We start from the raw sequence: 24,654 nt of genomic DNA on the forward strand, positions 1-24,654 counted from the left end.
TTACCCTCCTCGATTTGCGAACACGCCAGACGACGACCGCGTGAAGAAATCATGGACCAACGGAATCTCCGATTCATCCCGCAGTTTACGCGGGTCTCCCCGTGCCACAATCCCTTTCGCGGCCTTGTCCAGCACGATACAGTTGTCAGCCACGAGAAAGATGCTCGCCAGCTCGTGGGTCACCATGATGACCGTGATCCCCAGATCGCGGCTAAGCGTAAGGATGAGTTGATCGAGCTCGACCGCCGAGATTGGGTCGAGTCCGGCGGACGGCTCGTCGAAGAACAGCAGATCGGCTTCGAGCATCAGGGCGCGGGCAATGCCGGCGCGCTTTTTCATGCCACCCGAGATCTCGCCGGGAAGATGCTCGGCGAACGCACCAAGCCCGACGAGGTCGAGCTTCGCGTGGACGAGCTCACGCGCTGTCGCGCCGCGTATCGGGGTCCATGTGGTCAAGGGGAGCGCGAGGTTCTCCGCGAGCGTCATGGAGCTGAACAGCGCGCCCGACTGAAAGAGCACTCCGAATGGCGGCACGCCCTCGTAGCGGCTCGGCTCTCCAACGCCGTCGATATCGATTTGTCCGGCCTGGGGCTGCTCAAGCCCGATCAGATGTCGTAGCAGCGAGCTCTTGCCGCACCCTGATCCGCCGAGGATAGCGAAGATCGTTCCGCGCTCCACCTGGAACGTGGTGTGCTCCATGAGCACATGTGTCCCCCAACCGATGCGCAGATCGTCGACGGTGATGTGCGGCCTTGGTAGCGGCATGTTCAGATTCCCATGAGTGCGAAGAATAACGTAAAAACTGCGCTGATCACAATCACGCTGAAGATGGCCAGCACCACGGCGGTCGTCGTCCGGGCGCCGACTGCGGCGGCGCCTCCTCTCGTGAGCAGCCCCTGGCCACACGCGATCAACCCGATCGCGAGCGCTAGAAACGGAACTTTGATGAGACCCGTGAGCAGATGACTGGCGGTGATCGCCTTCGCAGTCGCCTGAATATAAGCGTGGGGTGTCATGTTCGTCATAACGATGGTGGCCACCAGGCCTCCGATGAGGGCCAGCACATCGCCAACCCAGGTCAAGAGCGGCACGGTGACGACGAGCGCGAGACAGCGGGGCAGGACCAACCATCTCACCGGGTCGAACCCCATGGATCGCAAAGCGTCGATCTCCTCCGACACCTTCATCGTGGCGATCTCCGACGCGAGACCAGCGCCTGATCGCCCGGCAACGACGATTGCGGTGACCAGCGGTCCGAGTTCTCGGAAATGGGCGACCACTACAAGTTCGGGGACATAGGTGACCGCACCGAAGCGCCCAAGTTGCGAGATGCCGAGAAGGCCGATGATGATGCCGACCAGCAGGTTGGCGGCGCTCGTGACCGGCAGCGCGTCTGCGCCGATCTCTTGAAACAGCCTCGGCAACGAACGCCAATCGACCGAGCTCGGTGCGGCGGCCGCTCTCGGAACTGCGACGGCACAGCGACCGATGAAATCAAGTGCGTCGGTTGTCTTTCCAGGCAGCCGAGCCCCAAATGCGCCGATCAGCGTCAGCGGATTCATCGTTCGTGTCTGAGGCGCTGGGAGGACAACCCGGCGTTCGCGATAAAGCGCGATCAAGCGGGCCGCTTCGGGTTTATGGCCTTCAACCACCGAGGCGTGCCGCCCATCCGCGTCCAGCCGATCGAGAAGCCGTGCCAGCAAAACTGCGCCCGTGCCGTCGATTCGATCGAGCTGCGCAAGGTCGACATCGACTGCGTAACATCCATTCAGGTCGGCCTCAGCGTTCTTGACTGCCTGCGTCACCGCCGTCACATGGGCCAAGTCAAACGGACCGGTAGGTGCTAGAGTCGCGTGGTCTCCTTCCCGGTCAACTCGAAGGGCAACACTCATTGCGCAAATCTCCCGAGTTCAGTTGGCCAGGGTAAAGCTTCCAGAGCCCGAAACCAGAGAGCATGCAGTACTTCGAGTTATATTTAGACGCGAAACGCCGGACTCTTCGAGCAACGATATGCTCGCGCAGCATAGCAATACCGACCGTTTGTCCTGCCTTGCATTCGTATTGAACGATGCGCAACTTAGGCCACCTGAAGATTCGGCAATGTCTGATACGGCTTTCAAAATATTGCTCGCAAAAGATTAAGACCGTGTATCCAATTCTTGGCACTATCGGTTGCGTATTATACTGCAAGATTTGCCAAACCAGCAAAGATCTCGCAATATTCAGGATCCATGTTCCGCCCGCACTCCAGATACCGCAGGGGATGCGGGTGTTACGCACCCCGTTAATTTCCTAGCGCTCGACGATGTATGGGACCTCCGCCGTCTCCCGCGTCACACATACACCACATAAAATTGTGGCTTCGCAATCAGGAGCTATGATTTTTTGTTGAGGTCGTCGTCCTTGTAGTACTTAGTACCCTGCAGCGTCAACTGGAGAGCGAGACCATTCTTAGTAATCTGGTAGACCCAAACACCCGGGGAGACCTCTACCGCTCCAGAGTACGCTGCGCCCGACGTGCCCGCCTTGGCCGCAGCGTCGGTTTGCGCGGAACCCGACCAGCCAGAATCCAGGAATTGGGCCAACGCTTTATCGTTTGCGAACACGAAGATCACCCGATAGTCCTTCACTCCCACACCCAGACCGCCGCCTGCCGAAACCATCTTCATGAAGATTTCCTGCTTGGTATTGGAGTTGACGGCAACTCCCGAGCCACGTGCCGTGCTCACCAGCAAGAGGTTCGTCCCCATGTTATTGAAAACGGCATATCCGGCAGCTTTTTGGATAGCGGGCTGAGCTGTGGGTTGCAGTTTGTACAATTCCTGCAGAGTTTGATCAGCCATCTTGCGAGTCTTTTCTCGTTTTTGATCGGGTGAGTCACCGGCACTTGCCAAACCGGTAGCAAACAGGATCACTGCAAGGGTTGAAGCGATCATTCGGAATCTCATAGATGCCTCCTTATCCTTCTGGAGTTGATTGCAGAGCACGTCACAACGTCAGGTCTGCCAGTAACCATTCCGATTAGCAGAACACGTTGGAATGCGTTTTCCCACTGGCAGAATTACCAGTGGTTTGCGCACGACGTGCGCCGCGCTCAGCTCAAGGCGCGAGCGGGGCTAACTGCAGATCAGGACGTCTCAAATGACAACGCGTGCATTGCGATAGATTCTCACGTGAGTTCGATTCTTTCCGCAGTGCACAACGCCAGTGGAGCTTACGGCCGGTGCAGCGTCTTCCAGGTGAAGTCGTAACGGAACCCGAGAGCCGCTGCGTTGTAACCTCCCTTCCCTAGGGCGTCGGTGGTGTCTCCCAGCCTCGATTCAATAAACGCGTAGCCAGATGGCGAGATGTGCCATTCAGCACCGAGGATTGCATATCTGGTCTTGAAGTCCGGGCTAATGAGGGGATTCACGTCGAAGGGAATGTAGTCATCAAAGCCAAGGACTGCTGAAAACTTTCCGAAGTTCAACCTGGAATACAGCTCAACTCCGTTCGCGGAAAATCCGGCCGCTAATTGGTTCGGTCCGCCTGTGGGGTCGGGAACGAACGCCAGGTCGCCTCTGACCTGCCGGACCCAGTCTGCTCCCCATTCAAGGTGCCGCCAGGTGCCTTTGCCTCCAAAGGCCCAGTAATCCGTGCCTCCATGGAGCACCGTCGTCGTAAGAACGTGATCGAAATAGGTCTTGGTGTAGGCGCCGCCGATCTGCAGTCCCGGAAGCACTTTGGCTTGGAAATTGAAGCCGAAGCCGTTGAAGGCCTGCGGGGTGTTCGCGGTGCGCAACTGCCCCTGCGCTCCGAAGTCGAAGATCTTGGCGAAGTTGAGATGATAGAGAATCGTCTGGTCGGCACGGGCGGTACCTGATTGCCCCCCGTCAGTGCCGGCAACATAAGTGGCGGTAGACTGACCGCCGAAGACGTTGAAGCGATCCGTCGTGTAACTCGCTATGTCGTAGTGGGTGGAAAGCTGCTTGCCATAAGAGAGACGCCCAAATTTGCCGAGATCGACGCCAACAAAACCAAGGCGGGCGCCGAAGACGGGTTGAGTCGCTGTCTGCACTTCGCCGAAGCCAGACGCCGTGGTTGCGCCGACATTGAGCGAGGTTTCGCTCTGAACGAGGTTCACCCCCCATTCCGTGGTGCCAATTACCTTAACTGGTCCAAACGTTGTGAAATTAATGCCGACGCGGGTGGCATCGTCTTGTACTTCCGCTGGTCCGTTGGCTGGAATAGAGATGATGGTGCGAAGACTCCCATAGGGCTGGAAACCGCCTGTGTAGTCCACCGTCGGGTTGATCCCCGTTGTGGTGGTGGCCATCTGGGATTTTTCGTCTTCGGACTGAACCAGGGCCGCAGCGGTGGGCGCCGGTGCAGGGCTGGGCGCCGGTGCAGCGGCGCGGGAAGTACTTCCAGTCGCAAAGTCACCTCCGCAACCTTCCGACACCCAAACCCCCTGGTCGTCGTAGCCCCAGTTTCTGCCCAGGAGGCAGGCGGCCTCACCCGTTGGTCGCAACATCACGATGCCCGCACGCGTGTCGGCCGAGCATTGTTGTCGTTCTTTGCCTTTGGAAACGCAGCTTACAATGGACGAAACCGACGCCTCCACAAAGCTCTGTTGAGCATTTAGAACTGCAGCACACTCCAGGGCCATGGCTGCAGACACGAAGCATCTTCTTAGTTTCATGTTCCCTCCTTCGACGCGCCTGAGCCGTCATATCTGACCGGACCTGAGGCTTTCCAGAAAGGAGGCCAACCGTTTGCATGCGTGAGCTATGTCTGTGGAGAGGAGATATATGTCTGCAAGAGAGACACTCACGCCTTCCCATGAATGAAATTTAGGGGGATCCAGGGCCCGTGTCCGCACCTACCTTTTCCGCTCAACCATGTAAGACCGAAAGGCCTTCCAGTAGAAACCTAAGGTTCGGAGACCGTTGCGCGGTATGGTAAGGTGGGGACTACCTGCTTGTCCACTGGCAAACTAACAGTCTCACCGGAGCAGGAAGACGTAAGCGAAGCAGTTCAGCCTGTTTCATGTAGGCGCAATCTTTCCTCAGGGAACTACTTCGGTAAGTTCGGAGCTGTGTTGAACTTCAGAGTATGTTGCGGACAAACCGCCTAATCAGAAAATAATGGCATTTCACATATGGAATAAGATTTTACCAAGCGAACAGTTAATCTTGACAGCTACCCCTTCCGACTCATAGAGTTCGCCGTCTTCTGAAACGCGAGAACAGCTTCCGTTCTTAGTTGACAAGCTTCCTCGGTCATCGCCCTTCAGGACAGGTTTGCAGTGCAAGCCTATGTGCCAAATCGTCTTAGTCACTCATTGAGGACTAACTCTCCTTCTTGGTCTGTACCTCATATTCTGTCCCATAGACACGATATGGACGCTTTTGGCAGCCGATTTTTTCACTGTTGGTCATCTTGACGGCCGGCCAACGATCCTGTTGGGCTTTGACGACAGAGAGCGCGTGCCTGAGCCGTTTGTTCTCAACAATGGCAGCAGGACTGACGCGTTGATCCCTTGTTGAACACGCGATAGGGAAGTAGATGACCTTGCCATCGGATCTCCAGGGGCTTATCGGAGAAGTCGTAGACTTCGACATATCGGCCAGCCAGCCCCTTTGAAAGCTCAGTCTGTTCCAGGATGATCTGCTTTCTGTCATAGTGGAACGTCAGTTGTGCGCCAACATAACGTTGTTCGCGACGGCACAGGATGTCACTCAACCGATTCGCTGCGATCTGTATGGGCGATGCAGATCATTAGGATTTGCGGGAGCAATCGCAAACCGTTCATTGAAGCGCTTTATGAACTCTGGAAGAAACGCATTGCCGGCAGCGATATTACTGATTCCAGCCAGTCGCAGTTCTTTTACAAGCCGATCCTGCAATGTGCGATCACGCATTCCACTCGGCCTTTAGCTTGGCTGGGGTTGACGCAAAGGATCTCGATGTTCAGCTCCGCCAGGGCACGCCCGAACTGGGTCATGCCAGGACCACCTTTTGCGTCTCTATTTACGCGAAACACTGTATGCTTGTCGGAATAGAAAAGCGACTGGAGCTCCATGCGCCACAAGGTATCCGCGCAAAGCTTCAAAGTAGGATTCGGTGCTTTCACTGAGAACAAACTGCAGCTGCATCAGACGGCTTGTAACATCGTCGATGAAGACCAGCAGGGCAAACAGGGTTCACCCCGATCCTCAAACCAGCGGTGCTCACTCCCATCGATCTGGATCAGCTCTCCGAGGCGCTTCCGGCGCAAACGGGGTTGGTGGAAGACACGACGTTGCTTTCGTGAGGTCCATAGCCCAGCCTCTATCATCCATTTCCGAAGCGTTTCTCGGGAGAGCTGGATCTCATGACGTTCCGGTAAAGCTTCAGCAGCCAATGTAGGGCCGAAGTCGCGATAGTTTTGTCGGACCAACTCTGTGGCATATGTCTGCAATCCAGGTTTGAGCTGATAGTTCGATTCCTTACCACGCGCACGATGGATGAGCGCAGGCCCGCCACCATCTTTGTATCGGCTCAGCAAGCGCTGAATTTGACGAACACTTAAATCCAAGAGCAGTGATGCTGAATCTGATGTAAGCCGACCAGCAACGCATGGTTTGCTCGGGGTACTTGGCATAGCTCCCTCACGATGGCGGAGAACTTCCAGTAGGCGCCATACACCATCCTGGGCGAGTCTCGCAGTTTACGAGAGTAATTCAAGTCGGATTATCAAAGATCAATCAAGAAACGCCTTCTACCATTTAAGCCCGCAGCCGTTGATGGATTTGAGGAGCGAAGCGCACGAAAACCGGGTTTTGGACAACTTCGTTCCGCAGTTTTCCGTCAATCAGACTTTGCAGGCTAAAGGGCTTATCATTCACTAAGAAAAACGAGACGTGTCACTCCATTCCGAGCAAGGTCTATTTCTCGCGAATCTTGAGGCGGGGTGAGCAGGCGTCTGAAAATGGACTGACCAGGAACGTGCCCGCGATTCCAGAGACAAGGATGCTTCCATCGGAGTTGAAATGGGCGGTGCGGAACTCTTCTTGTGGAAGATCATTGAGCCTTCTCCAGCTTTGGCCACTGTCGTCGCTTGTGTACACGCCAGTGAGCGAGGTTACAACCTCTCGCTTCGGCTTGGACGGGTCAATCTCTATGCTGTAGGCCCGAAGGTTGGAACCTACCTCATCTGTCGTTCTATGCAAAAGAAAGCTCGCTTTCGTTACTCTTCTTACGGTGCCTGGGCCTGAAGGCATATAGACTCCCCAACAGGCCGCCAGATGAAGGCCTCCCACAACACTCATTCCATGTATGGCTGAGTCTGGGCCCACTCCATCAATGCGACTCCAGTTCATTCTATGGAGGTTGAGAAGGTAGACCTGATCACCGGTTCCTACATAGAGGTAGTCTGGATCCAGTTTTTTGGGATCATCAAACTGCATGGAGAGAATATCCATTTCGGTTGGGAGACGAGGGAGAGGCCGATCTTCGATCCAGGAGCCATCCTCGTCTTTGTGGTATCTGAGGATCTGGGGGTCGAGGTCAAAGTAGCCATAACCGACAATGAGATGTTTTCCGTCGGCCGTCATTTCGACGGCGTTTGCCCTTACCGGATCACCTCCCTTTTTCGGAATGGGCAACTTGGGAGGCGTATAAGGAACCCGAGGACCCGCAATAGCTTTTACCAAAGTCTCGGATGGACTCGATTGAGGAAAAACCTGAAAGGCTCCCAATTGCGTTGTGATCACAAAGTAGTTTCCACCCGGAGACACAATCAGACCATTTCGCAGCCCTTCGCCTATCTTCGCGTTGAAGTATCTGGAATCGATTCGTGCGACTTGAGTCCACGTCGCGCCACCATCAGTCGATTTCGATATGTACATGGCTTGATCCTGGAACGGAACAGCGCTGCTCAGGTCCGCAGTAAGACCCCATATAACGTCAGCATCTTTTGCGCCGGCACCGGGGTCTCTGGCTATGGTTTCAATAAAATCACTGGCGAACTGGTGACTTCCGGGAAGGCTGGTTATTCGATGAACACGACAGCTGTCCAAATCGTTTCTCGCATCGCTATCGCTGCCATCCAATGACGATGGCGATCTGGTGCCGACGGCATGATTCGGTGCGGCAGTTTGAGGTTGTGGAATCTGTCCCCACCCCATAACGGGAACGAGCATCAACAGGGATAAACTTCTCGAACTGAGAGCGATCCGATATGTGCGTGTGAGTGCCATAACCAGAACACCTTCAATGTGCTCCAACCCACACCTCAAATCTACTGCAAGATGCGATCTTCTAAGCGTATTTGAGGATCAAGTTAATACGTCATAGGCCGAATCAGGCTTGGATCTTTTCGAACACAGGCACGGTCCGCATTGTGGCGTAGTGACTGTAACTTCCTGCAAGCCGACGAATGAGATGGTCCGCCGCTTGATTCACCTGCGCTGTGGGGTCATCCTTATGCCTGATTCTGTATTTACATCAATACAGCTGGTGGACTAGATGTCTATTTATAGAGATGGCGCTTTCACAGTCGTTCTGAGCACGTGAGCATGAGGCTTGCCGCCTCTCTATCTCCTTTGTTCTCCGTCATCTGTACCAGTGCAAGCCCTTGGAGACCGGACCGCATCTCATCGTTTGTAACCGGAGATACTATGCGGATCACTCGTTCTATCCTGTCGCTAGCCCTTATCCTCGCCTTCATTGGCACCCGATCTGCGATGTCCCAAACTTCTCCTTCGACCTCTACCGCCGCAGCGCAGCCCGTACCGATCAACGGCTACCAGCCCACCTGGTGGAAAGAAGCCGTCGTCTATCAGATCTATCCGCGCTCCTTCAACGACTCCAACGGCGATGGCATCGGCGACCTCAAAGGCATCACCAGCAAGCTCGACTACCTCCAGAATCTCGGCGTCTCCGTCGTCTGGCTCAGCCCGCACTTCGACTCCCCCAATGCCGACAACGGCTACGACATCCGCGACTACCGCAAGGTCATGGCCGAGTTTGGCACTATGGCAGACTTCGATACGCTCCTCGCCAGCATCAAGCAGCGCCACATGCGTCTCATCATCGACCTTGTCGTCAACCATACCTCCGACGAGCACCATTGGTTCGTTGAGAGCCGCAGCTCCAAAGACAACCCTTATCGCGACTACTACATCTGGCGTCCCGGCAAGCCCAACCCCGCCAGCCCCACCGGCTTCGATCCGCCCAACAACTACCCGTCCTTCTTCTCCGGTTCCGCCTGGCAGTTTGACCCGACGACAAAGGAGTACTACCTCCACTACTTCGCCGTAAAACAGCCCGACCTCAACTGGGACAACCCTAAGGTTCGCACCGAGGTCTTCGATCTCATGAAGTTCTGGCTCGATAAAGGCGTCGACGGCTTCCGCATGGATGTCATCCCGCTCATCTCCAAGCGTGCCGGCCTACGCGACCTCACTCCCGACGAACTTCAACATGCACATCTGGTCTACGCCAACGGCCCCCACATGAACGAGTACCTCCAGCAGATGAACCGCGAGGTTCTCTCGAAGTACGACGTCATGACCGTCGGCGAAGCCCTCGGCATCTCGCTCCAGCAGACCCCGATGCTGGTCGACGACCGCCGCCACGAGCTCGACATGATTTTCAACTTCGACGCTGTACGCGTAAACCGCGACGGCCGCCAGTGGAATGACTGGGCTCTGCCCCAGCTCAAGGCCATCTACGCCGCTCACGCCCGCGAACTCGATACTCATAGCTGGGACACCGTCTTCCTCGCCAACCACGACAACCCGCGCCTGGTCTCGAGCTTCGGCGATGATTCGGCCGCCTTCCGCGTTCCCTCTGCCAAGCTGCTCGCGACTATGCTCCTCACCCTTCGCGGCACTGTCTTCCTCTACCAGGGCGATGAGCTCGGAATGACCAACTATCCTTTCCGCACCATGGCCGACTTCGACGACATTGAGGCAAAGAACGGCTACAAGGCCGATGTCCTCACCGGCCACACCAGCGAAGAGGCCTACCTTGCCAACCTCCGCCACATGAGCCGCGATAACGCCCGTACGCCTATGCAGTGGGACGCCACCTCGCAGGCAGGCTTCACCACCGGCCCCAGATCATGGCTCGCCGTCAACCCGAATTACACTCAGATAAACGCCGCCAGCGAGATCAAAGACCGCGACTCTATATACAGCTACACCGCGCGACTCATAGCGCTGCGCAGCAAGACACACGCTCTCGTCTACGGCGACTACAAAGATCTCGATCCCGAGAACCCCAAAATCTACGCCTACACCCGTACCCTTGGAGCCGACCGCTACCTCGTCGTCCTCAATTTCGGGAAAGACCCCATCGCTTACACCATCCCCGGCGACATCAAACCGAAGCATCTTCTCATGACGAACCAAGGTAGCACCGAGATCAACATCTCCACGCTGAACCTGAAGCCGTGGGAGGCACGCATCTACATTTACTGAGGGAGTGGCTAGAGTGGTCACCTTCAACGCATTTGGAAGCTCAGCGGTACACTCGTCGACTCTCTGGAGCCGAATTAAGTCGCGGGCCCAAGATCGACGTACCATATTCCTAGGGAGTCGAAGACCGATGTCTATCTCAGAAACTAATCCGCCAAGAAAGCACGCATACACAGATCCCAGAGCACCGCAGCTACCAGAGCCGACTTATGCGGAGCGAGTTCGCACCATGGTTTCCCTCAGCACAATTGCGACTCTCTCAACCGTCTCGCGAAAGCGCTCTGGATATCCGTTCGGCTCTCTCATGCCCTATGCGATCGATGGGAGCGGACGGCCGATCTTTCTGATCAGCAACATGGCGATGCATACCCAGAACCTTCAGGCTGACACGCGGGCGAGTCTCTTTGTAGGACAAGCGGGCGATGGCGATCCTCTCGGCACCGCGCGCGCAACGCTCGTCGGCGACGTGCTTCCGATACCGGACGAAGAAGTCGGCGAAGCTCGTGAGCACTACCTCTCACGGCACGAAAACAGCCGTTCCTGGGTGGACTTTAAAGATTTCGGCTTCTTCTGCCTGCAGCCCCTCGACATCTACTATGTCGGCGGCTTCGGTGTGATGGGCTGGGTGACTGCCGAAGACTACCAGGTTGCCAAGGTTGATCCTCTTGCAGAGGCGGCTCCAAGGATCCTTGGACACATGAACGCGGAACACGTCCCTGCGATGATTGTGCTGGCCAGAGTTCATGCCGGCCTCGACGCAACTGAGGTAACGATGACCGCAGTAGATCGCCTCGGATTCCATCTTCGGCTTAAGACCTCGGAAGGGATGAAGGGGAAGCGCATCAACTTCCTTCGCGAAGTCCTGAGCGCGAACGAAACCCGCACCGTTCTCGTCGAGATGGTTCGTGCCGCTGAAGCAAAAACTTGAGGCGCTTTCGAGAGGATCAGTGACGAGAAGCGCGTTTGAACGAGCCGCTGGCGCGGCGGATGCTGCAGTTTTGGCCTCCTGAGCGGTAGTCGGGTTTAGGGTGTGGGTCACAAGGAGGTTTCCCTGTGACCCATCTTCGCCAGAGGATGCTGGATGAGCTCCAGCGTCGCAACTACTCTCCGAACACCGTGCGGTCCTACATCCATGCAGTGGAGGAGTTCGCCAAGTACTTCCACCGGTCGCCGGATCAGTTGGGGCAGGACCACGTACGCGACTATCAGGTTCACCTGTTCCGTGATCGCAAGCTCTCACCACGCACCATCGAAGGGCGGGCTGCCGCGCTGCGGTTCCTATTCGTCAAGACACTCCGGCGACCCTACTTGCCCGACGCGATTCCGCTCCCGAAGCATCACAAGCGCCTGCCTACGGTACTCAGTCAGGAGGAAGTGGCGCGACTGATCGACTCCACCGGCAACCGGATGCATCGCGCCATGGTCATGACGCTGTATGCGACCGGAGTTCGCCGGGCCGAGCTGTGTCGCCTGAAGGTGGCCGATATCGACAGCGAACGCATGATGCTTCACGTCCAGCAGGGCAAGGGCGGTCGCGACCGGGACGTCCCCTTGAGCCCTAAGCTGCTGGAGACGTTGCGCGAGTACTGGCGCTGCCGCGCTCAATTGGAGTGGCCGGCTTGGTTTGTACCAGTGACTAAGAGACACACTGGAACGAGGAGAGCCTATGTCCCGAGGCAAGAGGTATCGGGAGGAGCAGGGAGTGAACCTGCTGCGACAGATCGAAGTGGCTGTGGCGAACGGGAAGACGACAGCGCAGGCGTGCAAGGAAGCGGAGATTGTGGAGCAGACGTACTTCCGTTGGCGCAAGGAGTATGGCGGTCTGCAGGTGGATCAGGCGAAGCGGCTGAAGGAGCTTGAGCATGAGAACGCGAAGCTGAAGCGGTTGGTTGCTGAGTTGAGCTTGGACAAGCTGGTGTTGAAGGACATCGCCTCGGGAAACTTCTAAGCCCTGAGCGACGGCGTTGTGCGGTCAGCCATGCCTGCGAGCATGGAGTCAGTGAGCGGCATGCGTGCCTTCTGTTGGGGCAACCCAGGGGCACGCAGCGCTACCGGCCGACACAGCGTGAAGACGAAGATGCTCTGACTCAGGCCATCGTTACACTTGCCAGCCAGTATGGCCGCTATGGGTATCGGATCACGGCGCTGCTCCAGAGAGCCGGTTGGAAGGTGGGCAACCTGAAAAGGCGCCTTGAAATGTCACTATTTTGTGCTGGTACAAATCACTGATGTCTTAGCATAAAATTAACGATGTTTCTCACACTACTAGCCCCAAGGGGAAACAGGTTAGTGCTCCCAAAAGAGAACCCGCGGGAAGACTGCCCCAATTAAGTGACCTTTTTTATAGCGCCGGCTGAAGTTTCCTGTTGTCATGGCATCCGATGATGTTTTTTGCCTGTGCTCGAAACCTGGAAAGCGATATGGCTTATGCGCAAGTACCAGCAGCCATCTCGAGAAACGTACGGCATGTTACGGAAATGAGCAGGCAATTGAGGTCGGAATCGGTGAAACTCTCATGCGAAGTCATTCTTCGTCTTGAGTGTTTACATGAGCAGTGTTAAAAAGAGCCTTTCGACTGATGCAGTCGGCCAGCAAATCGTTTACTGATGATGAGTACGCTTATGCCCAATTTCGCAGGTACATGGACCAGACGAAGAGTGATTCAGACGGCAGCGTCACTGACTATTGCCACGGGTTGTGAGGGAATTGTAAAAGCCGCTGCAGGTCCGGAGATATCTCTGGTGGTGGACCGGGCTGGCATCGTTGCAGATGCGCCTGAGGTGCTTTGGGCTGCGAAGGAACTGGAGGCGGCGCTTACCGGGCGTGGCGTGAATGTCCTTCGCTGCAATTCTTTGTCACAGGTCACTGCAGGGGGCGTGTGTATTTTCGTGGCCGATGCGTCGCAACCGGTTGTCAGTTCGATCTTCCGTAGCGCAGGACTCAAACTTGAAGATTCTCCGGAGGCGGTGGGTCTTGCGCGTGGGACTGTGGGCGGGAAGACTATTGTGGCCATCACCGGCAGCGACGCTCGCGGCATGATGTACTCCCTGCTGGAACTCACGGACCGTTCGGCTTTAGAGGCGGACCCGATCACAGGTGTCAGAGATGGAAAGAGCGTAGTGGAGCGACCCGCGAATAGGGTTCGAAGCATGATGAGGCTGTTTACCAGCGATGTTGAAGACAAGCCATGGTACAACGACCGCGAGATGTGGCCACAGTACTTAACGATGCTGGCCAAGCAAAGATTCAACCGCTTCAATCTTGCCTTCGGCATCGGCTACGACTTTATCCGGCAGGTGACGGACTCTTACCTGCTCTTCAGCTATCCATTTTTATTGAAGGTGCCGGGCTACGACGTGAAGGCGACGCCGCTGCCGGATAGTGAGCGGGATGCGAACCTGGTGATGCTGAAGTTCATTGCGAAAGAGACTGTTGCGCGGGGGATCGATTTCTTTGTAGGACTCTGGATGCACGGATATGAATGGATCGATAGTCCGCATGCGAACTATGTAATCGACGGTATTACGAAGGAGAATCACGGGCCGTACTGCCGCGATGCGGTACGCATGCTGCTACAAGAGATACCAGAGATCAGCGGCGTCACCTTTCGCATCCATGGAGAGAGCGGCGTGACGGAGGGCAGCTACGAGTTCTGGAGACAGGTCTTCGAGGGCGTGGCGACCTGCGGCCGCACGGTCGTTATCGATATGCACACTAAAGGCATGGACGAGAAAACGGAGAAGCTTGCCCTTGCCACCGGCATGCCGGTCCAAATGTCTCCCAAGTATTGGGGAGAGCACATGGGCATGCCGTATCACCAGTCGGATATTCGTGTGATGGAGCAGCCGCGTCCAGGGGCGGAGAACAATACCGGCCTCATGAAGTTCAGCACTGGTACGCGGTCCTTCCTCCGCTACGGCTACGGCGACCTGTTGCGAGAGGACCGCAAGTGGAAGGTGGTGCACCGCATCTGGCCGGGATCGCAAAGGATCCTTATCTGGGGAGACCCGGTGTCGGCGGCGGCATACTCGCGGGCCTTTAGCTTCTGCGGAAGTGATGGTGTAGAAGTGATGGAGATGCTTTCATTCAAAGGGCGGCGGGGATCGGGGATCGCTGGTAACCGTACCGCATATGCGGACAGATCATTGGCTCCGCGGTGGGATTGGCAGAAGTACGCGTACACGACCCGGGTGTGGGGTCGCATGCTATACAACCCTGAAACGGAGCAGGAAGTTTTCTTGCGCGGTCTCCGGAAAGACTTCGGCCTGGCAGCGGAGGATGTGTATGCAGCGCTTTCACAGACGAGCCGCATTTTGCCGACTGTACTCACTGCCTATGCTCCCTCTGCCGGCAACAATACCTATTGGCCTGAGCTTTACACCAACGAGACGTACGTTGACGCGGCTCATGTCGGCCCGTATGGCGACAGCCCGAAGCCTGTCCTCTTTCATACCGCCAGCACCTTCGATCCACCGATGTTTTCACGGATGTCGGAGCACGCGGACGAGCTGATGGGCGGAGAGAGGAGCGGAAGATATTCCCCGATCGAGGTGGCAGCGTGGCTTGAGGAGTATGCAGACGGAGCCTCGAAGGCGTGGGTGGCCGCGGAAACAAAGATCGTCAAGAAGCAGTGGCCGGAGTACCGGGGGATGGCTATCGATGTGGCAATACTCATTGACCTAGGTAGGTTTTACGCCACACGCTTCCGGAGCGGCGTGCTGTTCGCCGTGTACGAAAGAACGAAAGATCGGCGTGCGCTCGAGCGGTCCATTGCTCTTTACAAGAGCTCTCGTGCAACGTGGGCCGGGCTGGCGGAGAGGGCAAGAGACGTTTACGTGGCAGATGTGACGGTGGGCGAACAGCCGTATCAGCGGGGGCATTGGCTCGATCGTCTTCCAGCGATGGACAAAGACATCACGTTAGTAGAGGGCATGCTAGCTGGAGCGCATACCGGCTCGGACACCAATGTTACAAATGCGATTGCGGCCGCATTGGGCAAGACGGCGCGTCGACCGTTGCGCGCACGTCATACTCCAGCTGCGGCCTTCCGGGCAGGTGCGCCACTGGCGATCTCGCTGACGGTGGAAGACGCGGGAGGTGTGACGCTGCACTACCGGCATGTCGACCAGGCCGAGCGCTACACCGTAGAGCCCATGACCCGCAGTGGCGGAAAGTTTCAGCTAGAAATCCCTGCGGCGTACACCGCTGCCGAATATCCGCTGCAATACTTCTTCACGGTCAAACATGGCGGCGGAGGAGTTGGTCTCTATCCAGGATTCGATGAGTCTCGCATGAGGCAGCCATATTTTGTCGTACGGCGTGGCTGAGACAACCAAGTCCCTTCACGAATACTCGATGAGCGATAGCTTTTGATGTCAGTTGCCCAGGCATCACTGGGACCTTGCGTAGTACTGGTTAGGTGCGCCGGGGGTCGGATGCTTGCTGACGACCTGCGCTCCGCTGGCATGTGGCTGGGACAGCGCATGGGTGAGCGTAATGCCGCTGCCGGAGACCTGTGCGCCGGCAGCGTGAGCAAACTTGAGCGGTTCAGACACGGTGATGGAGGCGCCTCTCCGGTTGAAAGTCGTGGACGCGATCACGGCCGTCTCATGGTTCGCTTCGTTATCGACGGTGATGGTTTGGCCAGAGTGAAAGCCCACCGGACTGGCGATAGGGATAACGGTTGCGCCTGCTGCGGTCGCCATGCCGGCGGTGGTCGCGCCTCCTGTGCCAACCGATTGAATCACGGCGGTCTCGCTGCCTGCGCCGGTATCGGCGGTAATCGACTGGCCAGCGGCGAAGTCTGCCACGCTGGCAACCTTAATATTGATGGCGTTCGCAGAGGAGTCAGCCGAAAGGGTGGTGGCGGGCTGCAAGAGGAAGTCGGCACAGTTGCTGTCGGTATCAGCGCCTTCGGGGAAGCGGCCCGCGCTTCTGTTCGTCATGATGACGGCTGCGGCGGGACCGAAGCCGCCTGCAGGACCGGGCGAGGGCACCTGGCAGCCCATCTCTCCGGCACCGGAGATGGCCTGGTAGCCCTCGGAAGCCCAGGGGTCGACGAGGCCACCGTAATTGAGACTGTCGACGACGAGACCGGCAGCATCGCGCAGCACCATGTTTCCAGCATTGAGTACGGGTGGGCGATTGGTGAAGCTGCTGGCGCTGATGGAGAAAAGCGCGGGACCACCGAACCACTGGTTGGGCGCGGGAGTTCCCTGATAGCCCGCGGTTGTGACAGTGGCGTCTCGTACGACCGTGTCGATTGCGTGATTTCTGGATAAGGGTTTATCGAGGGTGATACCGGTGCCAAGCGGCTGCACGGGCTCGTTGCTCGAATGGGGATGCGTTGTCGCCGGCAGGAAACTAATTCCAGTTCCTCGATTGCTGAAGGGAAGATTGGCGGCATGGCTGAAACGTAGCGGGGAGGCCATGTCCAGACCAGTGCCGGGAGCTACGACTAGCTCGGCGTTGACGTGCGACTGGTCGAGAGCCGGAGTGACGTCGATGCCGGTACCGTTCGGACCCGGGGAACCGACGGTGGTGATGGTCACGGTCTGATGTTTGGCGGGAGTGCCAACGGTGATCTTGTCGCCCGCAGAAAAACCGCTGACGCTGCGGACTTTGATATTGGTCGCGCCGAGATTCGCCGTTGCCGCGAGGTTTGTACGGTTGGCCGGCGTGCCAACCCGCGTGACTTTGACGGTCTCGATACCATGGCCGACGCTGTCGATGTCCAGCCTGAAGCTGTCACCGACGGAGATGCCCGCGATGGATGTTACCTGGAGGCTGGTTGCGCCAGCAGGAGTGTCCACTGCGAGGAAGGCCTGGGTGCCAGGCTTTCCAACTGTAGTGACTGTGGCCACCTCGTACTGCTCAGTGGCTTTCGCCACGGTGGGGTAGGTAGCTCCGTATCCGAGGGCGATCTTTTCCCCGACCACAAAGCCGGAAGTGCTTGTCACAGGCACATTCGTCGAATCCACCGGGACCGTGATGACCGGACCGTCGGGGAGGGGCTGCCAGAGGGTTGTACCGGTGTTGGCTGCCGTCCCGACTCTGGTGATGTTGCGGGTCTCCATGCCGGAGCCGGTGCCGATGGTGACTGCATCGCCAACCGACATGCCGGTGGTACTACGAACGTTGATGGTTGTATCTCCGGCGTGGGCGGGAACTGCCAGACCGGAGTTGGAGAGGCCGAGCAGATAAAAGCCGTGCGCCGCAAGCTTGGTGCCGGCGGGGACCTTCACCGAGGAGAAGACAGGCTGTTGGGTTGGATGGACGATCAGCGTCCAGTTGGAGATGTCGATGGCGCTGGAGCCGGGGTTATAGAGCTCGATGAAGGAATCAGTGGTATTGGCGGAACTGGAGCCGATGCGAAACTCGTTGATCTTAATCGGGCTGACATTGCGCACCTTCGCGGCCATTGTCTCGGAATGCGTGGTTGCGCTCTTCGAGTCGGTCCATGAGGCGTTGCCGACCAGGTCACCGTTGAACGCAGTCGGCCCCGAGGTGACCTTGAATGTGGCACTCACGCTCGCGCCTGGTGCGACCGGCTCGGGCAATGTCTTCGATGAATCGCGAGTCCCTGCAACAACGGATGTCCACTTCTTATCGGGTAAGGCGATGCTCAACCGAACACCTGTGGCGGGCGCGTCCGTTGTATTGGTGAATGTGACGGTGGTGTCCTGCGAGGAGCCGGGAAAGAAGGTCTGGAGGCCCGGTGACGCGGAGGTTGCCGACGCAGGCGCAAGAGTAAGCCGCGGCAGGTCATAGTGTGCGGCGACCACGTTGGCCTGCACCATCTGGTCGGTGGCGTCGCTCGGGAAGGTACCTGCGGCCGTCATTGCCCCTTCATAGAAAGTGCCCTGGGAACTGACGCTGTTATCGCCGCCGTTTCCCAGAAGGATGGCACCTTGTTTACGCATCGGATCGTAGGTGGCATCAACGCGCGGTCCATCGAACATCACCGACAAAGTGCCTCGCTTTGCGTCGCCACCCATGGAGGTCCAGTGATGCGGTTCGCCCTTGGCGATAGCGGTCACGAACCGCCATGTGACGGTCGGCAGCTTTGTGCAGGTTTTGGAGTCATCTGAGTTGACGCAGCCTACGAGATTGTTCTCCTGGTCGGTCATGATCCACGGGCCTGGTGCGATTCCGTGAAACCAGCCGGTGGAATTGCCGTAATAGGTGGTCTCCATGGTGCCATTGTCATCGTCGCGGCTGTCGATCTCAGCGTTGCCGTAGTCAAAGCAGCAGCCGCTGTTGAAGTGCAGCCCATTGATGACCCAGTATTGTCCTTCGGCCTGGTCGTCTACGGCGGTCCCCTTCACGTCGTTCTGACGGATGCCCATGCCCGGCATGATAAAGACGCCATAGACCTTGTGGCCCATGACTGTTACCGGCGCCATGTCGGCGATAGGTAGATTGTTAAAGCCGCCCATAGCCGGACCGCTGAAGCCACCGCGGGGGGCTTGAACGAGATCGTTGTGCTTCGGCGATTGATCGTAGATCGTCGTGATCCAGCAGTAGGTGTTGGCACAGAACGTATCTTGCGCGGCAGCGTCGGCGTATCCGCCCGCATCGGGTAAAGGAGACGCGACAGGCTGGACGACGCCGATGTTCAGCGTCTTACCGTCTGACTGGCGCAGGACCTGATAGACTGGGCCATTGTACGACGCATAAAGAGCGCGCGTAGTGCTGTGAGCTGCCACGCAAGGGTCCCCGGCAACAGCATAAATATCACACGGGCCCTGTGGTCTTGAAGGAGCAGCACCGGCGGCGGACTGCTGTGCCGCCAGAGATGTGCCGCCCATAGGCACTAGCGACAGCGCGAACATTGCTATAAAAAAATTTCTCATCTTCATGCAGTCCTGCCTATTGAACTGATTTGATCCAGCCTCGAAAGTGTAGTGGATTAAGGGGCGGTGAAGTGACCTCCTTTGGGCATATTTCCGAGCTTCCATGAAACTGCCAGAAATTGCGTGTCCACCGACGCTGCGTGCGCTGTAGATCATTCACTGTATCTGGCCCCTTCCGACATCGGGAAGGCAAGTCGTCAACGCATGGATGTAGTCATCACCCATAGGTAATCTCATTTTGCCCGGAGATTGATTTGTTGCATGGCGGTCTAGACTGCCATGCAACATAGATGGAGCTTCGCTTCGCGAATTCTGGATTGCTGTCTCCAAGAAAAGCAACGGCACCGACCGCAGCTATGTCGAAGTCCCTACCAGAGCCGAGAACAAGCGGAGCTGCAGGACGGTTCGGGACCGGAACGATGACTTCGGCCATGTCTTTGTGGACCCGGGCATCGGCAGTTGGGAAAACGGTTTGGATTTCAAGCAGGCACCTCGCGGCGAGGGTCATGGTCTCTCCAGGGATTGGAATTGGCCGAGAGCCTCGGCCGGGGTGTTTATTACAAGTAAAAATTGAAGAGCGCGGCACCCGCCCGATCTCGCAAATCGTCAGTTGCTGAGAGGAGTTGATATGGAATGCCATATGGTGGAAGGTCCCACCTTGCGCTCGGTTCCTGCATGCAGAGCTCACCAGAGCTTCTATGCTTGCAGCGTGTACGAAAGCGCCGATTCCCGCGTGGCCGACGGTCGGAAGGAGGGCAGGATTAGTAATAGAAAGTCGGCGTTTCTTGACCGAGTACGATGCGAACCGCAATCGGTCAAGAAATCCTTACTGGTTTCCTGAAGAACTAACAAAACCAACCAATGGGGTCATCAGGATGATCCACAACGAGCATGCGAAATGGATAGAGAGTCATCGAGAGCGACGTACGTGCATCCGTGCACTTACGTCGTCAATTCCAGGGCGATTTGTTTGGTGTCGCGATCGATCGTAACGATTTTGAAGTCTCGCATCTGACCGACGTGAAGTGGCTCAACCTGCGCGTTCGAAGCTTTCGTCTCACCCTTCCATCGAGCGTTCAGCATGGAGCTCAATGCTGAGAGATCGAGCTTCGCTTCGCTTTGACTCGATGCCGCCGATTCGGTCTTTACTTTTACCGCGCAGTGAGCGCGAATGCCTTCGCCGAGTTCCACGATAACGTTGTCCGCTGTCTGCTCGATCAGACGCCCCGATACGACGTCACCGACGGAATGCTCCTCGAGATATTCATCCAGGTCGGTAGGAATCAACTGCTTCATGCTCAGCTTGATCTGGCGCTTTTCGATATCGATAGCGAGGACCTGGGCCTTGACGATCTGTCCTGTCTTCAGCACATCCTGCGGGTGATTGATGCGTTTTTCGGCGCTGATCTCGCTGATGTGGACCAGGCCCTCAATACCCTCCGCCAGTTGCACGAACGCGCCGAACTTTGTCAGTCGCGCGACCGGGCCCTCGATAACAGAACCTGCGGGAAACTTCTGTGGCACCACAGCCCATGGATCGCCAAGCGCCTGCTTGAGCCCCAGAGAGAGACGGCGCTCGGCCGGGTTGATCGAGAGGATGACGGCCTCAACGGTGTCTTCGAGCTTGAGGAGATCGCCGGGCTTTCGCACCTTGTTGACCCATGACATCTCGGAGACGTGAATCAGGCCCTCAATCCCCGGCTCGACTTCGATGAACGCGCCGAAGTCCGTAAGACGTTTTACAGTGCCGCTAACACGCTGACCCAACTGATATTTATCTGCAGCAGAGTCCCACGGCTCCGGTTGCAGCTGCTTGAGTCCAATCGAAATGCGCCTGTTGTCGGCATCTACCTTCAAAATCTTGACCTGTAGCTGCTGACCAACGGTGAGAACTTCCTCGGGATTATTGACGCGACTCCAGGCGATATCGCTGACATGCAGCAGGCCATCCACTCCGCCAAGATCGACAAAGGCGCCATAGCTGGTAAGGCTTCGGACCTGACCACTGACGATATCTCCCTCGCTCACCTCGGAATATCGCTTCTGCTCAAGCTGGCGGGTCTGTTCCTCGAGGATGACGCGGCGGTCGACGACGACGTCCTCGTCGGCGGCATCGAGTTTGACGATGCGGCAGGTGATCTCCTGGCCAACCAGCTTCTCCAACTCAGCGGCATCGCGGGTTCCACTGCGAGATGCAGGCATAAAGGCACGGACGCCCAGGTCGACCGTGAGACCACCCTTGACGACGCCAGTCGCTGTTCCCACGACAGCGGTTTTTTGCGCAAAGGCCTCTTCGAGTGATGACCAGTCCGTCGGTTGTGCAATCTTCAGACGCGAGAGCGCATAGTAGCCCTCTTCGTTGCGTCCCTTTACCGAGACAGGAAATCTGTCTCCGATCGTGATCCCTTCGGCATTGTTCTCAAACGCCCCTCGAGAGAGAACACCCTCGACTTTGAAACCGATATCCAGGAACACTGAGTCTGACGAGATCGACACGACGATGCCTTCCTTCTGTGCGGCCTCTGTCTTCGATCGATCGGCATGAGTCTTTTCAAACTGTGAAAGGAGTGAGCCGAACGATTCTGTGGAATCATCGATGGCCTCGGGTGTATTGGGAGAGTCGGAAATGGTGTTTGGAGTGCCTTCGTTTGCCATAACAGTATCTATATTGTAGTCACGACCGGATCTATGGCGATTTTTAGAGGGTAATGCAGCAAATATCGGATCAAGACATCTACTGGGCGCCTCTCTAGGAAAACTAACAAGCTTGCGCGGGTGCGACGATTTGGCCCCTGTAGCCGCATTGACGGCGCCAGAAGCGTTGTGTTCCGATCGACTCAGTGAGTCGAAAGCCAGCACTTCCGGTGGATGCGATTCTGCCGGAGATTCTCACGTCCCTGCAGCATACGCCCAACCTCGTCATCGAAGCGCCGCCGGGAACGGGGAAGACCACTCGTGTTCCACCGGCCATTCTCGGTCTCGTCAGCGGCGAAGTCATCGTGCTCGAGCCACGCAGAATCGCCGCACGCATGGCGGCACGAAGGGTCGCGTGGGAGCTGGGCGAAGAGGTCGGCGGGACGGTTGGCTACCAGGTCCGTTTCGAAGAGAGAATCGGGCCGCGCACGCGACTGCGGTTTGTCACGGAGGGTATTCTGACCCGCCGGCTGCTGACCGATCCAACCCTCAAGGGCATCGACGCGGTCGTCCTCGACGAGTTCCACGAGCGTCACCTGGACAGCGATCTTGCGCTGGCACTCCTGAAGCGTCTCCAGCGCGCCCGGGCGGAGATACGCATCGTTGTGATGTCGGCCACGCTCGATGCGGCGCCGATTGCTCGATACCTTGGAAATTGTCCGGTCCTTCGAGCGGAGGGAAAGCTGTTTGAGTTGTCGGTCAGGCACCTGCCTTACTCCCCTGAGCCGCTTCATGTTCAAACGAGGAAGGCTGTCGAATTGCTGAATACCGGACAGCACTCCGGCAGTATCCTCGCTTTCCTTCCTGGCATCGCCGAGATCCGGCGAACGATGCGCGAGTGCGAAACGATCGCTCGTCAGACTGGTCTGCTTGTTCTGCCCCTGCATGGGGATCTTTCACCTGCCGAGCAGGATCGCGCTGTGTTGCCGTCTGGAGAAAGAAAACTCATCCTCGCGACGAATGTTGCTGAAAGCTCTGTGACTGTCGAAGGAGTGACCGCCGTCATCGATAGCGGTCTGGCGCGCATCGCAACCTACTCGCCCTGGACTGGACTGCCGACGCTGCAGGTCGGCCGGATCAGCAAGGCGTCCGCAACGCAACGAGCCGGAAGAGCGGGCCGCACCGGACCCGGCCAGGTGATGCGCCTCTATTCCGAAGAAGATTATTTGCTGCGACCGGAGCACGACACTCCTGAGATCGCACGCGCCGATCTCTCGCAGCTTTTACTCAGCATTCGGGCGATGAAGATCGCGCATCTTGATGATCTGGATTGGCTGGAGGCTCCACCCACGGAGAACGTTGCGAGCGCTGCGTTGCTGCTCGATCGCATTGGAGCAAACGGTGGCGCAAATGGAGAGATGGAGCAGCGCCTCGCACGGTTTCCTTTGCCTGCCCGCCTGTCCCGCATCCTGGTCGAAGCGTTGGATCGAGGCGTCGGAGAGGATGGATGTCTGGCCGCGGCAATGCTCGGCCTGGGAGCGCGCAGTGAGAAGAACGATCTGCTTGCTGCCATGGACCTGCCTCAGGATTATCGTTCCCGTCAGCACACGGAACAGCTGCTCAGGATAGCTCGACCACCGAAGCAAACTCGCCATGATGACGAGGCGCTGCTGCTCTCCGTGCTGGCCGGCTTTCCTGACCGTGTGGCCCGCCGGCGAATTGGCAATCAGGTGCTGCTATCGACAGGTATCTCGGCCGAGGTGGCCGGCGAGACGCCGCCCTATGAGTTCATGCTCGCCATCGATGCGGAGGATCGCCAGGAGAATCCCCTGCCGCTCATTCGCATGACCGCGAGAATCGAGCCGGAGTGGCTGCTCGACCTCTTCCCGGATCGCATTCAGGAAAAGTCGAGCGTGGTCTGGAATCGCAGTGCGGAGCGGGTCGAGAAAGTAAGCGCTTTGCATTACGACAAGCTGGTCATTGACGAGTCACGAGGCGCCGCGCCGGAGGCAGAAGCGGCCGACCTGCTCGCTCAGAAGGCACTCGATGTGGGCATAGACCACTTTGTAGATAAGGAGACTCTGGAACATTTTCTGGCCAGATTGACCTTCGCGGGATTCGAGCCGCCAGACATCCCCCAGACGCTGCGTGACCTGTGCCTGGGCCTCCAAAGCTTCAGCGACCTGAGAGACGCCGCTAAGAACATCATCCCAGTCATCGAGCAAAAGCTGAACGCCAGATTGCTCAATCAAATTGCACCTCTCGTCATCCGCCTGAAAAATGGACGTCAGACGAAGGTTCATTACGAGGAGGGCAGACCACCCTGGATTTCATCCCGCCTACAGGATTTCTTTGGGATGCAGGAGACACCCCGGATCGGTCCGGACAAAACGCCGCTCGTTATCCATCTCCTGGCTCCAAATCATCGCGCGGTACAAACGACGACAGACCTTGCTGGATTCTGGAACCGCCTCTATCCGCAGGTTCGACGGGAGCTGATGCGGCGCTATCCGAGGCACGCGTGGCCAGAGATGCCTCAGGTACCGCAAGACCCTAAGAACAAATAGATCAACAGAAGCCCGTTTGAACGAAGCCGCTGGCGCGGCGGAGGCTAGCGTGCGATACTCCCCCGCAAACGCCAGCGATTCCCTTCAAACGGCTCTACCCTAACTGCCCGACCGGTGATCCCGGCGACAGCAGGGCTCTGCGTGCTGGGCAGT

11 protein-coding genes and 3 pseudogenes are annotated in these 24,654 nt (G+C 57.3%); 6 read left to right on the top strand and 8 right to left on the bottom strand.

Annotation, left to right across the window (positions count from 1 at the left end; translation table 11 throughout):
• The 6 genes and pseudogenes from BDD14_RS02405 to BDD14_RS02430 form a co-directional block, all read right to left on the bottom strand.
• Entirely contained in the window at positions 1-765 is a 765-nt protein-coding gene (locus BDD14_RS02405) for an ABC transporter ATP-binding protein (RefSeq protein WP_130417415.1), read from the bottom strand.
• A 2-nt stretch (positions 766-767) separates the two neighbouring features.
• Entirely contained in the window at positions 768-1,892 is a 1,125-nt protein-coding gene (locus tag BDD14_RS02410) for an MlaE family ABC transporter permease (RefSeq protein WP_130417416.1), read from the bottom strand.
• A 483-nt stretch (positions 1,893-2,375) separates the two neighbouring features.
• A complete protein-coding gene (locus BDD14_RS02415) occupies positions 2,376-2,948 on the bottom strand; it encodes a lipid-binding SYLF domain-containing protein (RefSeq protein WP_242617677.1) in 573 nt (190 codons plus the stop codon).
• Between the two features lie 266 nt (positions 2,949-3,214).
• Entirely contained in the window at positions 3,215-4,681 is a 1,467-nt protein-coding gene (locus BDD14_RS02420; protein ID WP_130417417.1) for a DUF3011 domain-containing protein, read from the bottom strand.
• A gap of 703 nt (positions 4,682-5,384) precedes the next feature.
• Positions 5,385-6,625, bottom strand: a pseudogene (locus BDD14_RS02425) (ISNCY family transposase); the annotation flags it as partial.
• Between the two features lie 283 nt (positions 6,626-6,908).
• Positions 6,909-7,871: a WD40/YVTN/BNR-like repeat-containing protein gene (locus BDD14_RS02430; protein ID WP_130417418.1), complete on the bottom strand. Its 963-nt coding sequence runs from the start codon at positions 7,869-7,871 to the stop codon at positions 6,909-6,911.
• A 771-nt stretch (positions 7,872-8,642) separates the two neighbouring features.
• On the opposite strand from BDD14_RS02430, the gene BDD14_RS02435 reads away from it, so the two are divergent.
• The 5 genes and pseudogenes from BDD14_RS02435 (at position 8,643) to BDD14_RS02455 (ending at position 15,772) form a co-directional block, all read left to right on the top strand.
• Positions 8,643-10,448: a glycoside hydrolase family 13 protein gene (locus tag BDD14_RS02435; RefSeq protein ID WP_130417419.1), complete on the top strand. Its 1,806-nt coding sequence runs from the start codon at positions 8,643-8,645 to the stop codon at positions 10,446-10,448.
• Positions 10,449-10,575: 127 nt separating this feature from the next.
• Entirely contained in the window at positions 10,576-11,373 is a 798-nt protein-coding gene (locus BDD14_RS02440) for a HugZ family pyridoxamine 5'-phosphate oxidase (protein WP_130417420.1), read from the top strand.
• A 146-nt stretch (positions 11,374-11,519) separates the two neighbouring features.
• Positions 11,520-11,984: pseudogene (locus tag BDD14_RS34235) on the top strand (tyrosine-type recombinase/integrase); the annotation flags it as partial.
• A gap of 127 nt (positions 11,985-12,111) precedes the next feature.
• Positions 12,112-12,620, top strand: a pseudogene (locus tag BDD14_RS32800) (transposase); the annotation flags it as partial.
• Between the two features lie 446 nt (positions 12,621-13,066).
• Entirely contained in the window at positions 13,067-15,772 is a 2,706-nt protein-coding gene (locus tag BDD14_RS02455) for a hypothetical protein (protein ID WP_207231672.1), read from the top strand.
• Positions 15,773-15,835: 63 nt separating this feature from the next.
• On the opposite strand, the gene BDD14_RS02460 is transcribed toward BDD14_RS02455, so the two are convergent.
• Complete coding sequence (locus BDD14_RS02460) at positions 15,836-19,306, bottom strand: arabinofuranosidase catalytic domain-containing protein (RefSeq protein ID WP_130417421.1); 3,471 nt, start codon at positions 19,304-19,306, stop codon at positions 15,836-15,838.
• A 936-nt stretch (positions 19,307-20,242) separates the two neighbouring features.
• Positions 20,243-21,955 (bottom strand): 30S ribosomal protein S1, encoded by a 1,713-nt coding sequence (locus BDD14_RS02465; RefSeq protein ID WP_130417422.1) that lies wholly within the window; start codon positions 21,953-21,955, stop codon positions 20,243-20,245.
• Positions 21,956-22,140: 185 nt separating this feature from the next.
• Here BDD14_RS02465 and hrpB point away from each other — a divergent pair, with 185 nt between their 5' ends.
• The gene (hrpB, locus tag BDD14_RS02470; protein WP_341273285.1) at positions 22,141-24,501 is read left to right on the top strand and encodes an ATP-dependent helicase HrpB; all 2,361 of its coding nucleotides are present in this window, start codon (positions 22,141-22,143) and stop codon (positions 24,499-24,501) included.
• Positions 24,502-24,654: the final 153 nt, after the last annotated feature.

The sequence above is a fragment of the Edaphobacter modestus genome (genome assembly GCF_004217555.1).
GTDB classification, from domain to species: domain Bacteria; phylum Acidobacteriota; class Terriglobia; order Terriglobales; family Acidobacteriaceae; genus Edaphobacter; species Edaphobacter modestus.

What these genes read in the sequence shown, in the direction of transcription:
- BDD14_RS02405 (WP_130417415.1), bottom strand. Translation starts at nt 765, where the DNA reads ATGCCGCTACCAAGGCCGCACATCACCGTCGACGATCTGCGCATCGGT.
- BDD14_RS02410 (WP_130417416.1), bottom strand. Translation starts at nt 1,892, where the DNA reads ATGAGTGTTGCCCTTCGAGTTGACCGGGAAGGAGACCACGCGACTCTA.
- BDD14_RS02415 (WP_242617677.1), bottom strand. Translation starts at nt 2,948, where the DNA reads ATGAGATTCCGAATGATCGCTTCAACCCTTGCAGTGATCCTGTTTGCT.
- BDD14_RS02420 (WP_130417417.1), bottom strand. Translation starts at nt 4,681, where the DNA reads ATGAAACTAAGAAGATGCTTCGTGTCTGCAGCCATGGCCCTGGAGTGT.
- BDD14_RS02430 (WP_130417418.1), bottom strand. Translation starts at nt 7,871, where the DNA reads ATGTACATATCGAAATCGACTGATGGTGGCGCGACGTGGACTCAAGTC.
- BDD14_RS02435 (WP_130417419.1), top strand. Translation starts at nt 8,643, where the DNA reads ATGCGGATCACTCGTTCTATCCTGTCGCTAGCCCTTATCCTCGCCTTC.
- BDD14_RS02440 (WP_130417420.1), top strand. Translation starts at nt 10,576, where the DNA reads ATGTCTATCTCAGAAACTAATCCGCCAAGAAAGCACGCATACACAGAT.
- BDD14_RS02455 (WP_207231672.1), top strand. Translation starts at nt 13,067, where the DNA reads ATGCCCAATTTCGCAGGTACATGGACCAGACGAAGAGTGATTCAGACG.
- BDD14_RS02460 (WP_130417421.1), bottom strand. Translation starts at nt 19,306, where the DNA reads ATGAAGATGAGAAATTTTTTTATAGCAATGTTCGCGCTGTCGCTAGTG.
- BDD14_RS02465 (WP_130417422.1), bottom strand. Translation starts at nt 21,955, where the DNA reads ATGGCAAACGAAGGCACTCCAAACACCATTTCCGACTCTCCCAATACA.